The sequence below is a fragment of the Comamonas sp. 4034 genome, from assembly GCF_050434545.1.
GTDB lineage: Bacteria > Pseudomonadota > Gammaproteobacteria > Burkholderiales > Burkholderiaceae_C > Comamonas > Comamonas odontotermitis.
The window spans coordinates 136,268-150,587 of record NZ_JBNDIT010000005.1 but is presented as its reverse complement, the minus strand read 5'-3'; the positions used below and the strand labels follow the sequence as shown (position 1 = coordinate 150,587).

Below are 14,320 nucleotides of genomic sequence, written 5' to 3'. Positions count from 1 at the left end.
AAGGGCGAACCGTCGTTGTCCGATCAGTCCGCCCCGGTTGGGTCAGCGCTTGCGAGCAAGGTTCCCTGTAGAGAGCCCATCTTAGACGGTAGACTGCCAGGGATAACCCGTAATCCCTGAACTGCCAGGGACGATTCCCCGACAGCGCGAAAGCGATCAGCGCAGGCCGGCGATGTAGTCGGCTACGGCCTTGATCTCCTTGTCGTTCATTTTGGCAGTCACCCCCGACATCTGGATGCTGTTGTTGCGCTTGCCATCACGGAAGTCGTGCATGGTCTGGACAATATAGTCCGCATTCTGGCCGGCCAGACGAGGGTATTGCGCCGGGATACCCGCACCATTGGGGCTGTGGCAGCCGGCGCAGGCGGCGATCTGGCGGTCCGGCAAGCCTCCGCGGTAAATGCGCTCACCCAGAGCCACGGTATCCTTGCTCTTGGCAAAGCCCAGCTTGCCCGGCTTGCTGGCCAGCCAGTGCGAGATATTGCGCATATCGCCATCCGTGAGGCCAGCAACCATGCCTTGCATCACTGGATTGCTGCGCTTGCCGCTCTTGAACTCTTCCAGCTGCTTGATGAGGTATTCGGGATGCTGCTGCGCCAGCTTGGGATTGATGGCAATGGAAGAATTGCCGTCTGCATTGTGGCAAGCCGCGCAGACGGCGGTGTAACTGGCCTCGCCTTTCACCAGATCCGGCTTGGCAGTTTTGGGCGCGGCCTCCGATGCCGAAAATGCAGAAACGGACGAAAAAGCCAATACAGCAGTCGTCAACAGGGAGGCGATCAACTTCATATCGAGGGTCTTTATCTGGTTTATATGCACACGGCCGGAACGACCGGCTCCTACAATGCTACCTTAGATGAATTCAAAAACATATGATGACAATGCCTAGTACCTCCCCAGCCGTTGCAGACGCGCCAAACATTGATGGCAAGTCTGCCATGGGATGGATGCACACTGCGCGCTTTCTGACAACAGCAGCCCAGTTACATCAACTACCCGTCATCAATGTGCCCGAATTTGCCTTCGTGGGTCGCTCCAATGCAGGAAAATCGACCTCGATCAATACATTGACACAACAGAACCAGCTAGCGTTTGCATCCAAGAAACCCGGGCGTACCCAGCACATCAATCTGTTTGCGCTGGGCAAGAAGGGCGTGACCGATGCTGTGTTGGCCGACTTGCCGGGCTACGGCTACGCTGCCGTGTCACGCGAAGACAAGCAGCGCTGGCAGCAGGTGATGGTGAACTACCTCGTCAGCCGCCCCAGCCTCACTGGCATCGTGCTGCTGTGCGACCCGCGCCTGGGGCTGACCGAGTTGGACGAAGCATTGCTCGATATCATTCGCCCACGCGTCGAACAAGGTCTGAAATTTTTGGTTTTATTGACGAAAGCCGATAAATTGACTCGCGCCGAGCAGGCCAAGATTCTGTCGATCACCAAGCTCAATGCCGGTGGCGGCGAAGTGATGATGTTCAGCGCCCTGAAAAAGCAGAACGTAGACAAGGTGGCCCAACTGCTGTGGCAATGGTCGCACCCGGAAGGCGTTGCAGACCCCGAAACAGCGCCGCTGTCACTGGAATAGCCCAAGGGGTTCTCTGCAAAAACCTCGCCAGATGGGACGGACGGGGACTGGGATAAGCCGCAAGGCGTCTTTTAAAGGCAATGGCCGTAGCTATTGACGAAAAGGACAAAGCAGCGGATCGCCCGAGACCGCGTTCAGGCCGCAGCAGGGAGTTTCGCAGAGGGGCTCTAGTTACAGGCTGCGCCCCGCCCTTGTATGGTGGCGGCATAGGGTTGTTACAGCAGCACTACCCCACCGCTGCTTACCGGCCGAACCGCTTCATTTTCGATAGCTATGAGCGACTGGCACACAAGCTCCAGCAGCTATTTTTTATGAATAAACCGACGCTTCTCCCTCCGGCCGGGTCTTGAAGCGTTTATGGACCCAGTAGTACTGCGGCACCATGGTGCGGATCTGCGCCTCCAGCTCCCGGTTCTGGCGCGTGGTGTCGGCCACCACATCATCCGTCGGGAAGTTCTGCCATGCGGGCGAGATCGTCACCTCATAGCCGGCGGGCGTCAGCCGGGTGTACATGCCGATCACCTTGGCACGGCCCAGCTTCGCAAAACGTGACAAGGAAGGAATCGTCGCTGCAACCTGGCCGAAATACGGCACGAACAGCGAATCGCTCGGGCCGAAATCCATATCCGGCAGCAGATACAGGAGGCCATGGTCCTTGCGCAGGCTGGCAATGATGGGTTTGACGCCATCGTCACGGTTGAGCATACGCACGTCGCCAAAGCGCTGACGGCCCTGGCGAATCCAGGCATCCACATCGGCATTGGGTTGGGTGGAAAAGATCGAGGTGAACGGCCGGTTGCAGTAAATGGTGAGCGCCGTGCCCCCTGCGTCCATGCCGTAGAAATGCGGCGCGAACATGATGGTGGGGGTATCCCCCTCCAGCTCTTCAAGTGCGCCAGTCATCCGGGTGCGCTTTTCCACCGTCTTTTGCGGAGCGAACCACAGCCAGCTGCGATCGAGCCAAGTTTGACAGAAGACAACAAAACTCTCATTAACCCAGGCCCTTCGCTGGGCAAGTGACGCCTCCGGAAAGCACAACTCCAGATTGCGCAGGGCAATTTTTCGGCGCGAAGGCACCAGATAGAACAGGATGCGGCCCAAACTCCAACCGATGCCGCGCAATACTGACAGGGGCAGGTGTGACATCAACCACATCCAGCCAATAAACAACTTACCCATGTTTCTGACTTTCTGGCGGCGCCGAAACCATGCCACGGGGCTGCTTGTAGCGCGCATAGCCCCACAGGTACTGTTCGGGGCTCTCGCGAATCAAGCGCTCCATCTCCTGGTTGATCTGCAGCACGGCTGCATCCATATCGGTTGCCAAGGGCTCGGCCAGCTTGTGTACATACAGATCAAAGCCCTGCCCCCATGGCCGGCGCACGCAGCGCGCCAATATAACAGCAGCACCCGTCTGCTGGGCCAGCTTGGCGGCCAGCGTCATCGAATAGGCAGGCTTGCCAAAGAACGGCGACCAGATGCCCTGGCCATCGGGAGGCACCTGGTCGGGGAGCAATCCCACACTGTGTCCCTGGCGCAGGGCCTTGATCATCTGGCGCACGCCCGCCATGGTGGTGGGTGCAGATTCCAGCCCGGGGCGGGATCTTGCGGTCTCCATCAACCTGGCCAGCCATGCCTGGCGTGCCGGGCGGTACAGCACCGTGATCGGCCCGTGCACCACACCCCAGCGGCGGGCCATGGCCTGGGCCGACAACTCAAAGCAGCCCATATGTGGCGTCAGGAAGACGATGCCCTTGCCTGCGGCAATACCGTCATCGATCACCTCTGCACCATGCATCTCGCACGGCAGCGGCTGGCCAAACCATAAGCGTGGCACCTCGGCCACCATGCGCCCGGCATGGGCAACGGCGCGGCGCACATCGGCAAATGAATACCCCGCCTGCGCCGCGTTGGCCACAAACCGCCTGCGATAAGTGGGTGACGCGGCAAAGGTGAGCCAACCCATGGCAGCACCCAGCCCATGCAATAGCCACAATGGCAGTGCAGCAAACAGTCGAAACAAGAAAGGCATTAGAATAGAGAGGTCGCTGAGTTAAAGAGCAACTTGCAGGGCGACTTTAAAACAAAACTGCTAAAGCGTTCGCCAAGCTCCTGAAGGACTCGGGCAACGCAATTGCCCAAGTACTGAAGGAGTTTTTTGTTTATGGCAAACAGCGATTTTCTGTTCACTTCGGAATCGGTCTCTGAAGGCCATCCCGACAAAGTGGCTGACCAGATCTCCGACGCGATTCTGGACGCTATTTTCACCCAAGACCCGCATAGCCGCGTGGCGGCCGAGACACTGACCAACACCGGTCTGGTGGTATTGGCGGGCGAGATCACGACCGGCGCCAATGTGGATTACATCCAGGTGGCGCGCGACACCATCAAGCGCATCGGCTACGACAACACCGATTACGGCATTGACTACAAAGGCTGCGCCGTGCTCGTAGCCTATGACAAGCAGAGCCAGGACATCGCCCAGGGCGTGGACAAGGCGAGCGATGACGAACTCAATACCGGCGCTGGTGACCAGGGCCTGATGTTTGGCTACGCCTGCGACGAGACGCCCGAGCTGATGCCCGCGCCCATTTACTATGCGCACCGCCTTGTGGAACGCCAGGCCCAGTTGCGCAAGGACGGCCGCCTGCCTTTCCTGCGCCCCGACGCCAAGAGCCAGGTGACGATGCGCTACGTGGACGGCAAGCCCCACAGCATCGACACGGTGGTGCTTTCGACCCAGCACAGCCCTGACCAGTCGGAGACTGCCACCAAGATGAAGTCCAGCTTCACCGAGGCCATCATCGAAGAGATCATCAAGCCCGTGCTTCCCAAGGAGTGGCTGCAGGACACCAAGTACCTGATCAACCCCACCGGCCGCTTCGTCGTTGGTGGCCCCCAGGGCGACTGCGGCCTGACCGGCCGCAAGATCATCGTGGACACCTATGGCGGTGCCTGCCCCCACGGTGGCGGCGCCTTCTCGGGCAAGGATCCAACGAAGGTGGACCGCTCGGCCGCCTACGCTGCCCGCTATGTGGCCAAGAACGTGGTGGCAGCTGGTCTGGCACGCCAGTGCCAGGTGCAGGTGGCTTACGCCATTGGCGTGGCACGCCCCATGAACATCACCGTGTACACCGAAGGTACCGGCGTGATCCCCGACGCGGAAATCGCCAAGCTGGTGGCTGCGCACTTTGACTTGCGCCCCAAGGGCATCATCCAGATGCTGGACCTGCTGCGCCCGATTTACAGCAAGACTGCTGCCTACGGCCACTTTGGCCGCGAAGAGCCAGAATTTACGTGGGAGCGGACGGACAAAGCAGCAGTGCTGCGCGCTGCTGCAGGCTTGAAGTAAATTTTCCAGCCTCTCTGAAATCCGCCTGGAGCAATCCTGGCGGATTTTTTATTTAGCCGCCTTGGTGGGTTAGAGCCCCCGCACACTCAGCGCCAGCTGTCGCCGGAAAGCAGGCCGTACACGGTGCAGTTGCGCCGGGCGATGGGCGCCTCCGGCCAGCATTTCACCGGGCACGGGCTCAAGCATGCCCAGCTCATCCATCTTGCGCCTGAAGCTCACCTTGTTCAAAGACTCACCCAGAATGCCCTCATACACCAGCTGAAGTTGCGGCAGGGTGAAGGTCTCCCCGAAAAAATGCACGGGCAACGATGAATACTGGCTTTTGCTGCGTACCCGTGCCAGCGCCGCCTGCAGGATCAGCCCATGATCAAACGGCAACTGGCCAGGCGCGTCCACAGGCACAATCTTCATATCCGAACGCTGCACAGGCAATCTCTCCTGCGGAACCAGTGCGCAATAGGCAATCGCCACCGACCAGCCACGCGGGTCGCGCGCCGGGCCGGTGAAAGTGGCCAGTTGCTCCAGGTAGGCCCCCTCGATACCCGCCTTGGTGCGCAGCACGCGCACTGCGCTGGCATGGGCATCGGCGTCCTCGTCCGCATGGATGTACCCGCCCGGCAAAGCCCAGACACCGGCGAAAGGTGCATGAGCGCGCTGGACCAGCACCACACTCAGCACACCCTCTACCAGCGTGAGCACCACGACATCCACGCTGGTCAGTACATGGGCATGTGCCGTTTCACTTTGATTCATTTTTGTACCAAGCATTTCTTATGAAGCTGCAGTATGCCCCTGCCACCCGCAGGCATCAATATGCATGCATCATTCTCCTCATGAATCTTCCTTGCCTTGATTTATTTAGTTAGTTGCGAAATTATTCTAACTAGAATAGACTGCAATACATCGAAGGAGACGGACATGCGCCACCGCACACAGTTACTCATCATCGACCCGCAAAACGACTTTTGCGACCTGCCCCAGGACTGGCGCCCCGCTACTGCTGCAACCAGCATGCCTTTTGCACCCAGCCTGCCGGTGGCGGGTGCCCATGCAGACATGCAACGCCTTGCGCAATGGATCGGGCGCCAGAGCGAGCGGCTGGACAGCATCACCATCACGCTCGACTCCCACCAGGCCTATGACATTGCCCATCCCGCTTTCTGGCAGCAGGGGGATGGCAGCTTGGTGCAGCCCTTCACCACCATCACGGCCGATCAGGTGCGTGCTGGCAGCTTTGCGCCCCGCAACGCTGCCGAGCGCGGTCGCACACTGGCCTATCTCGATACGCTGGAGAGCCAGGGCAGCTACACCTTGATGGTATGGCCGCTGCACTGCGAGATCGGCAGCATTGGCCACAGCGTGCATGCCGACGTGCTGGCCGCCTGTCGCCACTGGCAGACCGCGCGCCAATGCGCTGTGCGCCATGTGTTCAAAGGCATGAATCCCTTCACCGAACACTACAGCGCCATTCGCGCGGAGGTGCCTGATCCGCAGGACCCCGAGACCGGCCTGAACACCGCCCTGCTGCAACATCTGGCGCAGGCGGACACCCTGGTGATTGCCGGTGAGGCAGGCAGCCACTGCGTGCGCGCCACCACCGAGCACATCGTGCAGAACATCGGCACGTTGTGGGGAGCAGACGACTTCTCGCGCATCGTGCTGCTGACCGATTGCATGAGCCCGGTTGCAGGTTTTGAGTCTGCACAAGAAACCTTTTTGCAGCAGATGCATGCCATCGGTGTACGCTGCACCACCAGCACTGCTTTCAATTTATAAGCATTTTTGACCACTAGCGCTTGATAGATAAGCGCCAGCAGCTCTCATTTTGATAGAGAAAGACGCGGTATGCAGCCCATCATCACCAGCCTGCTCGACACCGATTTGTACAAGTTCACGATGTGGCAGGCCATGCTGCACCGGCATCCGCAAACCCAATCCACCTACCGCTTCGTCTGCCGCTCTACGCCCGAGTTTCCACTGGTGGATCTGCTGAATGAGGTGCGGACAGAGATTGATGCGCTGTGTTCGCTCAAGTTCAAGAAGGACGAGCTGGACTACCTCGCCAGCCTGCGCTTCATGAAAAGCGATTTCATCGATTTTCTGCGCATCTTCCAGTTCCAGCGCGATTTCATCGAGGTAAAGGCCGACGGCAGCAGCCTGCACATCGTCGCCAATGGCCCGCAGGTGCATGTGATGGGCTTTGAGATTTTTGTGCTGTCCATCGTCAACGAGCTGTACTTCCGCCGCTTTGACCAGGCCTCTGCCCTCGCCGAAGGGCGCAGACGCCTCGGTGCAAAAATAGTGCGCCTGCAGGAGCTGGCGCAGGAAGCCAGGCACCGTCATCCCTTCGAGCTGTTTGATTTCGGCGTGCGTCGGCGCTTTTCCGGCCCCTGGCAGCGCGAGGTGGTGCAAGCCTTTGCCAGCCAGACGGCGCAGTGGTTCAAGGGCACCTCGAATGTGCTGCTGGCGCGCGACCTGAACCTGGTCCCCATCGGCACCATGGCCCACGAATACCTGCAAAGCTACCAGGCCCATGGCGTGCGCCTGCGCGACTTCCAGATCGCCGCACTCGAAGACTGGGTGCAGGAATACCGGGGCGACCTGGGTATCGCACTGACCGACACCGTTGGCATGGACGCCTTCCTCGCCGACTTCGACATGTACTTTGCCAAGCTCTTCGATGGCCTGCGCCACGACTCGGGCGACCCCAAGGAATGGGGTGAAAAGGCACTGGCGCACTACGCCAAGCTGCGCATCGATGCCAACTCCAAGCGCCTGGTGTTCTCCGACGGCCTGACGCTGGACGCCGCGCTCGATCTGTACCAGCACTTTGCCGACCGCATCCAGTGCGGCTTTGGCATCGGCACCCAACTGGCCAACGACATGGGGCTCAAGCAGCTGAACATCGTGATGAAGCTCACCCATGCCAACGGCCAACCGGTAGCCAAGCTCAGCGACAGTCCGGGCAAGACCCTGTGCGACGACGAAACCTATCTGGCGTACCTGAAACAGGTCTTCCACGTGAAATATTGATTCAACCATCCCGCCACCGGAAGCAGACGGAGCGACCGGTGGATGCGGACATGGGAGGAAATGGAAGGAAATGACCATGCTCAAGATCACCCTTGCCCAACTGGACCTGACCGTGGGCGACATCGACGGCAACATCGATCAGATGGTGCAGGCTGCCCAGAAGGCGCAGGCAGAAGGCGCGCAACTGGTGGTCTTTCCAGAGCTGTCGATCACCGCCTACTACCCCGGAGACCTGCTCGACGAACCCGAGTTTCTCGCCCGCGTGGATGCCGGCATTGCCCGCCTGCGGGAAGAGACCCGCAAGCTGCCCGGTCTGTACTGGGTAGTGGGCGCCCCCACCCGCCGCCAGGGCCCCGGCAAGCAGCTGCACAACAGCCTGCTGGTGCTGCAAGACGGCACTGTGCGCCTGCAGTACGACAAGCAATTGCTGCCCACCTACAACATCTTTGATGAGCGCCGCCATTTCGAGCCGGGGCGCGACGCTGCCAAGGTGCTGCGGATCGGCAATGCACAGGTGGGCTTTCTGATCTGCGAAGATGGCTGGAACGACAGCGGTGCCGACTACGCCACCAACCCCTTCGAGCGCATGGCGGATGCTGCGCCCGACGTCGTCGTCAGCATCAACGCCAGCCCCAGCCACCTGGGCAAGCGCGAGCAACGCCACCAGATCTTCAGCGAAGCGGCCACCCGCCACGGCCTGCCCATTCTCTACGTCAACCAGATCGGCGGCCAGGACCAGATCGTGTTCGATGGCGCCTCGTTTGCCGTGCAACCCGGCGACGGCATTGTGTGGGAAGCCCCTCGCTTTGCAGAAGCCACCTGCACCCTGGGCTTTGACAATGGCCAGTTCCGCAGCTCCAGCGGCCAGGCCACGCAACGCCCGGCCATACAGGGGCTGCCGACCATGGAGTTCTACCGCCAGCAGATCATCCTGGGGCTGCGCGACTACGCCCGGCGCTGCGGCTTCCGGCAAGTGGTGGTGGGCAGCTCCGGCGGCATTGACTCGGCCCTGACGCTGGCGCTCGCCACCGAAGCGCTCGGCCCCGACAACGTCGTCGGCATCACCATGCCATCGCGCTATTCATCCAGCGGCTCGGTGGATGACTCCGTGGCGCTGTGCCGCAACCTGGGCATTGCGCTCAAAACCCACCCAATAGCAGATTTGGTGGCCGGTTACGGCTCTCAATTCGAGAGCAGCTTCAACACCCCGCTACAGGGTCTTCCGCTGGAAAACCTGCAGGCGCGCATTCGCGGCACCATCCTCATGGAATTCAGCAATGCCTTCGGCCACCTGCTGCTGACCACGGGCAACAAGTCGGAAATCTCGGTCGGCTACTGCACCCTGTATGGCGACACCAACGGCGGCCTGGGCCTGATCGGCGACCTGTACAAGACTGAGGTCTTCGCGCTGTCACGCCACATCAACGACAGTGCAGGCCGCGAAATCATTCCGCAAGCCATCATCGACAAAGCGCCATCGGCTGAACTGGCGCCTGGCCAGAAAGACGAGGACAGCCTGCCGCCGTATGAAATCCTGGACGAAATCTTGAAGATTCTCATCGAAGGCCAGCGCCTGTCCACCCAGGAGTACACAGCCGCCTGCGTCTTTGTCGGCAACCTGCAGATGACGGAAAACGGCCGCGCCATGGTGGCCAAAGTGCAGCGCATGGTGCACCGCAGCGAGTACAAACGCAGGCAGGCCCCGCCGATACTGCGCCTGCGCCCCCGCGCCTTCGGCACCGGCCGCCAGATGCCGATTGCGGCATGGTATCCGTAACACGTCGGAGTACCGCTGCTACCCAGGCTCTTCCCCCGGGTCTTCCGCATGGAGGCAGAGCCAGCTTGGAAAATTGCAACCGCAATGCACCGACAATGACACCATGAGCCCTACGACCGACACCTATGACCTTGCCGTGCTGATCGGCCGCTTTCAGCCCCCTCACCTGGGCCACCTGGCCTTGCTGCAACAGGCGCTGGCGCGTGCGTCCAGGGTCATCGTGGTACTGGGCTCGGCCATCCAGGCGCGCAGCCCCAAGAACCCCTTCACCTGGCAGGAGCGTGCGCAAATGTTTGCCGGCGCACTCAGCCCGGCCGATGCCGCGCGCGTGGAGTTTGTGCCGATCCGTGATTACTACGACGAGCCACGCTGGGTGACCGCTGTGCGCGAGGCTGTCACCAGCCACAGCCAGCCCGGCGCACGCATCGGCCTCGTGGGCCACTTCAAGGATGCAAGCAGCAGCTACCTCGCGCACTTCCCCGGCTGGGATCTGGTGAGCCTGCCGCGCCAGAACAGCATTGACGCCACACCCATCCGCGACGCCTACTTTGGTGCACCGGCTGCCGGGCCGGCAGGCGACTTGAGCCCGCTGAAAGAGATGCTGCCTGCCAGTTCGCTGACATTTCTGCAGCAGTTCAGCCAGACGCCTGCGTATGCGGAACTGTGCACCGAATGGCAGATGCTGCGCAAATACCGCCAATCGTGGGCGACCGCGCCCTACCCGCCGGTCTTCGTCACCGTTGATGCCCTGGTGCGCTGTGGCAATGAAGTGCTGGTGATCCGCCGCGGCCACGCGCCTGGAAAAGGCCTGCTGGCGCTGCCCGGTGGCTTTCTGGAGCCGCGCGACACCTTGTGGCAATCCTGCCTGCGCGAGCTGCAGGAAGAGACCCACTGCGCGCTGGAAGAGCCCAGCCTCCGCGCCGCACTGCAGTCGGTCACCGTGTTCGACCACCCGGACCGCAGCCAGCGCGGTCGCACCATCACCCATGTGCATTACTTTGACCTGAAGCAGAGCCCCAAGCCCGCCGTGCGTGCCGATGACGATGCCGCAGAAGCCTTCTGGCTCAGCATCGACGCCATCCGGGCGCGCGAGGCAGAGTTCTTTGAAGACCATTTCCAGATTCTGCAAAAACTGTTGGCTGGCAATGGACAATAGCCTTCATGCACGTAAGCCCTTCTGATCGAATGAATCAGCGCTGGCCCTGGTTGGTCATTGCAGTGCTGGTATTGATCGGCCTGATCCGATTCTTTACCTTCTCCACGCACACCCCATTGCTCGGCTACCCGAATAACTTTGACTTCCTACGCACTTCGAGCTGCGTGGGCATCTGGAACTTCGACGAACGCTCTGAGTTCTTTCACAGCCCGGCACCGGACAGAGTCGTCGCCACACTTGTTTACAACGGCGAGAGGCTCTGGCAGTTCTGCAATCCCTCCACCGAAACGCTGTACCTCAGCAGTCTGAGGCTCTGGCACAAATTGGGCGATCACTTTTCATTGCAACAACTTGGCTATGCCAAGCTCGCAGTGGTATTGGTGGCGTTTTCGTGGCTACTTTTCGCCATCAGCAGCATGCGGTTGCGCCTGTTTCTTACTATCAGCTTCGTATTGCTGCTGGGGGATCTGAGCGTCCTGATGTACTTTCATTCGCTCTACCCGGTGTTCACCAGCCTGTTCTTCTCGCTATTCTTAGCCGTAGCCTTGTTGGCCTGCCGCTTCAATGCCTTCACACACCATCGCTCAGGCTGGCTGTTGATGGCAGGCTTGACCTTCTTCCTAGGCTTCTCGAACCAGCAATATATGTTCCTGGGTGTCGTGATGGCGGCACTGTTTGTTCTCATGAACGGCAGGCGTTATCCGTCTCACGCTGTAGCCGTGCTCTGCAGTATTACGTTGGCCGGTCTGTGCCAGCTGTACCTGCGGCCCGTCGAGAGCAAGGACTTATACGCAAACATCGACCGCGTCAACCGCACCGACACAATCTTCTATGGCGTGCTGATGAATTCCAGCAATCCACAAGAAGCCGCAGCCGCCCTCGGCCTTCGACCCGAATGTGCGCAGTTTGCGGGAGTCAGCGCCCATATGTTCAACGAACAACGGGTCAACACCTGTCCCGAAGTCAGTCAGGTGAACCGCTTCAAGTTGTTGAACCTGGCATTCCGACAGCCAGCAACCATTGCAAAGACCTTGTTGAATGGTGTGAACGAGTACCAGTTTGTCTACGGTTTCATCAAGCACTACTTTCCCCACCATGCCAGCGAGTTGGCACCCGCACTGTTCGCATCCTCGCCATCGTCTCTCATCGTTGCATCGCCCCGACCGTTGTACTACGTTGGCCTCGCGATGATGACGCTCATCGCGGCGATGGCCTTCGTGTTCTCACTCGTCTCGCGTGGCAAAGACACCCTCTGGGCCTGCGCAATCTGGGTTGGTGGCCTGGTGTGCTTCTACACACTGTTCAGCGCGGTATTCGGCGATGGGATGGTTGAGGTGGAGCGCCATATGGCCGTCTTCCTGACGGGCTTCATCATGCTGTGGATGGGTGTTTTCTTCCAGCTAGCACAGCGTTGGATGCGGCATGTGCATTGATGCCTGGCCAGTGGCCGGGACGCCCAAGTTTGCCATCAACAGCTTGCGCACGGTCGGCCTGCCCAGACCTAACTCGTCGGAGCATTCGTCGCCTCAAATCGCCATTTATTTATCCACCAAGTAACGTTGGTGTTACATATACTTTGTTATGACAATCCAAATCCGTCCCGCTACCATCGCCGACACCGACACCATCCTGCGCTTTGTGCGCGACTTGGCCGTTTACGAAAATGCCGAGCACGAGGTGCTTTCGACACCCGCACATGTGCACAAGACCATGTTCAGCGAAGGCACGACGGCACACGGGCTGATCTGCGAGCAGGATGGCCAGGCCATCGGGTTTGCGGTTTACTTCTTCAACTACTCCACCTGGCAAGGACGCAACGGCCTGTACCTGGAAGACCTGTATGTAGACCCTGCCTATCGCGGCAGCGGCGCGGGCAAGGCCATCTTGCGGCACCTGGCCCGTATTGCGGTAGAAAAGGACTGCGGCCGCTTCGAATGGAGCGTGCTCGACTGGAACACGCCCTCGATCCAGTTCTACGACAGCCTCGGCGCCAAGCCGCAGAGCGAGTGGATTCGCTACCGCATGACCGGACAGGCCCTGCGCGATCTGGCTCAGGCCTGAGAACGTGTTTACGATCTCCTCACGGCTGCATAGAGATCGTAAACACGTTCTGAGGGGCACGCGCCCCCCGTAGTGCCTCTCAAGGGCTTAACGGCCCGCCCGCTCCAGCATGGCGTGCAGCAACACATTGCAGCCAGCTGTGATGTGCTCGGGTTTGGCATCTTCGATCTCGTTGTGCGATATGCCGTCCTTGCAGGGAATGAAGATCATGCCCGCAGGCGCCAGACGCGCCATGTAGACGGCATCGTGGCCCGCGCCGGAGACGGCATCCATGTGTGAATAGCCCAGCATCTGCGCGCCACGCCGCACGGCGTCGATGCAATCGGGATTGAAAGGCTGCGCGGTATAGCTGGACACCAGATCGATCTTGATCGGCAGCCCTGTTTCTCGGCTGATACGATCCGCCACCGCACGAATGTCCTGATCCATAGCTTCGCAGTCGGCATCGGTCGCATTGCGCAGGTCGATGCTGAATTTCACCTCTCCCGGAATCACATTGCGGCTGTTGGGGTGCACATGCACCATGCCTACCGTTCCGCGCCCGTGCGGCGGGTGGCGGTGCGCGCAGGCCACCACCTCCTGCATTACCTGGGTGGCGACCTGGAGTGCGTCCTTGCGCAGCGCCATGGGTGTGGGGCCGGCGTGCGCTTCCATGCCGGTGACGGTGCAGTCGTACCAGCGAATGCCCAGCACACCGGTCACCACGCCAATGGTCTTGTCGTGGTCTTCCAGCACCGGACCCTGCTCGATATGGGTTTCGAAGTAGTAGCCAATGGGGTGATCGCCCGGCTCCTGCGGGCCGATGTAGCCGATGCGCGCAAGCTCGTCCTTCACGCTCTTGCCTTCGGTGTCCTTCGCGGCATAGGCGTGCTCCAGCGTAAATGCCTTGGCAAAAACGCCCGAGCCCATCATCACCGGCACAAAGCGGGAGCCTTCTTCGTTCGTCCAGAATGCCACCTCGATCGGCGCTTCCGTCTCTATGCCGTGGTCGTTGAGCGTGCGCACCACCTCGATGCCTGCGAGCACGCCGTAGTTGCCGTCGAACTTGCCGCCCGTGGGCTGGGTGTCGATGTGGCTGCCCGTCATGATGGGCGGCAGGCTGTTGTTGCGGCCGGGGCGGCGCATGAAACCATTGCCAATCTTGTCGATGGTAACGGTCATGCCTGCCTCCTGCGCCCAGCGCGTCACCAGGTCGCGGCCCTGGCAGTCGAGGTCGGTCAGCGCCAGACGGCACACGCCACCCTTGGCGGTAGCGCCAATCTGGGCCAACTCCATCAGCGAATTCCAGAGCCGCTCTCCATTGACGCGCAACTGGCTGGTATCGGTCTTCACTTTCGTGTCCATGTTCGATCTCCTTG

Annotated in this window: 13 protein-coding genes; 8 read left to right on the top strand and 5 right to left on the bottom strand. The window is 60.3% G+C overall.

Annotated features, from left to right (window positions below):
- Positions 1-156 precede the first annotated feature (156 nt).
- Positions 157-789, bottom strand: coding sequence for a c-type cytochrome (locus tag ABIE32_RS07420; RefSeq protein WP_429015019.1), 633 nt, complete (start codon positions 787-789; stop codon positions 157-159).
- An 86-nt stretch (positions 790-875) separates the two neighbouring features.
- Here ABIE32_RS07420 and yihA point away from each other — a divergent pair, with 86 nt between their 5' ends.
- Positions 876-1,583, top strand: coding sequence for a ribosome biogenesis GTP-binding protein YihA/YsxC (yihA, locus tag ABIE32_RS07415; protein ID WP_429015139.1), 708 nt, complete (start codon positions 876-878; stop codon positions 1,581-1,583).
- Between the two features lie 309 nt (positions 1,584-1,892).
- Here yihA and ABIE32_RS07410 read toward each other — a convergent pair whose 3' ends face one another.
- Both ABIE32_RS07410 and ABIE32_RS07405 read right to left on the bottom strand, forming a co-directional pair.
- Positions 1,893-2,762 (bottom strand): lysophospholipid acyltransferase family protein, encoded by an 870-nt coding sequence (locus ABIE32_RS07410; RefSeq protein ID WP_429015018.1) that lies wholly within the window; start codon positions 2,760-2,762, stop codon positions 1,893-1,895.
- Positions 2,755-3,615, bottom strand: a complete 861-nt coding sequence (locus tag ABIE32_RS07405) for a lysophospholipid acyltransferase family protein (RefSeq protein ID WP_429015016.1) — start codon at positions 3,613-3,615, stop codon at positions 2,755-2,757. Before ABIE32_RS07405 ends, ABIE32_RS07410 begins: the two co-directional genes overlap by 8 nt.
- Positions 3,616-3,747: 132 nt before the next feature.
- Between ABIE32_RS07405 and metK the strand changes: the two genes are divergently transcribed.
- Positions 3,748-4,935: a methionine adenosyltransferase gene (metK, locus tag ABIE32_RS07400; protein ID WP_429015014.1), complete on the top strand. Its 1,188-nt coding sequence runs from the start codon at positions 3,748-3,750 to the stop codon at positions 4,933-4,935.
- A gap of 69 nt (positions 4,936-5,004) precedes the next feature.
- Here the strand turns inward: metK and ABIE32_RS07395 are convergent, their stop codons facing one another.
- Complete coding sequence (locus tag ABIE32_RS07395) at positions 5,005-5,688, bottom strand: NUDIX hydrolase (protein WP_429015012.1); 684 nt, start codon at positions 5,686-5,688, stop codon at positions 5,005-5,007.
- Positions 5,689-5,853: 165 nt separating this feature from the next.
- On the opposite strand from ABIE32_RS07395, the gene ABIE32_RS07390 reads away from it, so the two are divergent.
- The 6 genes from ABIE32_RS07390 (at position 5,854) to ABIE32_RS07365 (ending at position 12,962) form a co-directional block, all read left to right on the top strand.
- Positions 5,854-6,711 carry a cysteine hydrolase gene (locus ABIE32_RS07390; protein WP_429015011.1) on the top strand — a complete coding sequence of 286 codons (858 nt, stop codon included), beginning with the start codon at positions 5,854-5,856 and terminating at the stop codon, positions 6,709-6,711.
- Positions 6,712-6,780: 69 nt separating this feature from the next.
- Positions 6,781-7,968: a nicotinate phosphoribosyltransferase gene (gene pncB / locus ABIE32_RS07385; RefSeq protein WP_429015009.1), complete on the top strand. Its 1,188-nt coding sequence runs from the start codon at positions 6,781-6,783 to the stop codon at positions 7,966-7,968.
- Between the two features lie 76 nt (positions 7,969-8,044).
- The gene (locus ABIE32_RS07380) at positions 8,045-9,745 is read left to right on the top strand and encodes an NAD+ synthase (protein ID WP_429015008.1); all 1,701 of its coding nucleotides are present in this window, start codon (positions 8,045-8,047) and stop codon (positions 9,743-9,745) included.
- Between the two features lie 103 nt (positions 9,746-9,848).
- Positions 9,849-10,901, top strand: a complete 1,053-nt coding sequence (locus ABIE32_RS07375) for a bifunctional nicotinamide-nucleotide adenylyltransferase/Nudix hydroxylase (RefSeq protein ID WP_429015006.1) — start codon at positions 9,849-9,851, stop codon at positions 10,899-10,901.
- A gap of 29 nt (positions 10,902-10,930) precedes the next feature.
- Positions 10,931-12,334 (top strand): hypothetical protein, encoded by a 1,404-nt coding sequence (locus ABIE32_RS07370; RefSeq protein ID WP_429015004.1) that lies wholly within the window; start codon positions 10,931-10,933, stop codon positions 12,332-12,334.
- 148 nt (positions 12,335-12,482) lie between these two features.
- Positions 12,483-12,962, top strand: coding sequence for an N-acetyltransferase family protein (locus tag ABIE32_RS07365; protein WP_429015002.1), 480 nt, complete (start codon positions 12,483-12,485; stop codon positions 12,960-12,962).
- Positions 12,963-13,049: 87 nt separating this feature from the next.
- On the opposite strand, the gene ABIE32_RS07360 is transcribed toward ABIE32_RS07365, so the two are convergent.
- Positions 13,050-14,306, bottom strand: coding sequence for a Zn-dependent hydrolase (locus ABIE32_RS07360; protein ID WP_429015001.1), 1,257 nt, complete (start codon positions 14,304-14,306; stop codon positions 13,050-13,052).
- Positions 14,307-14,320 lie beyond the last annotated feature (14 nt).

Bases quoted from the DNA above. Each gene is read 5' to 3' on its own strand.
- ABIE32_RS07420 (WP_429015019.1), bottom strand. From the start codon at position 789: ATGAAGTTGATCGCCTCCCTGTTGACGACTGCTGTATTGGCTTTTTCG.
- yihA (WP_429015139.1), top strand. From the start codon at position 876: ATGACAATGCCTAGTACCTCCCCAGCCGTTGCAGACGCGCCAAACATT.
- ABIE32_RS07410 (WP_429015018.1), bottom strand. From the start codon at position 2,762: ATGGGTAAGTTGTTTATTGGCTGGATGTGGTTGATGTCACACCTGCCC.
- ABIE32_RS07405 (WP_429015016.1), bottom strand. From the start codon at position 3,615: ATGCCTTTCTTGTTTCGACTGTTTGCTGCACTGCCATTGTGGCTATTG.
- metK (WP_429015014.1), top strand. From the start codon at position 3,748: ATGGCAAACAGCGATTTTCTGTTCACTTCGGAATCGGTCTCTGAAGGC.
- ABIE32_RS07395 (WP_429015012.1), bottom strand. From the start codon at position 5,688: ATGAATCAAAGTGAAACGGCACATGCCCATGTACTGACCAGCGTGGAT.
- ABIE32_RS07390 (WP_429015011.1), top strand. From the start codon at position 5,854: ATGCGCCACCGCACACAGTTACTCATCATCGACCCGCAAAACGACTTT.
- pncB (WP_429015009.1), top strand. From the start codon at position 6,781: ATGCAGCCCATCATCACCAGCCTGCTCGACACCGATTTGTACAAGTTC.
- ABIE32_RS07380 (WP_429015008.1), top strand. From the start codon at position 8,045: ATGCTCAAGATCACCCTTGCCCAACTGGACCTGACCGTGGGCGACATC.
- ABIE32_RS07375 (WP_429015006.1), top strand. From the start codon at position 9,849: ATGAGCCCTACGACCGACACCTATGACCTTGCCGTGCTGATCGGCCGC.
- ABIE32_RS07370 (WP_429015004.1), top strand. From the start codon at position 10,931: ATGAATCAGCGCTGGCCCTGGTTGGTCATTGCAGTGCTGGTATTGATC.
- ABIE32_RS07365 (WP_429015002.1), top strand. From the start codon at position 12,483: ATGACAATCCAAATCCGTCCCGCTACCATCGCCGACACCGACACCATC.
- ABIE32_RS07360 (WP_429015001.1), bottom strand. From the start codon at position 14,306: ATGGACACGAAAGTGAAGACCGATACCAGCCAGTTGCGCGTCAATGGA.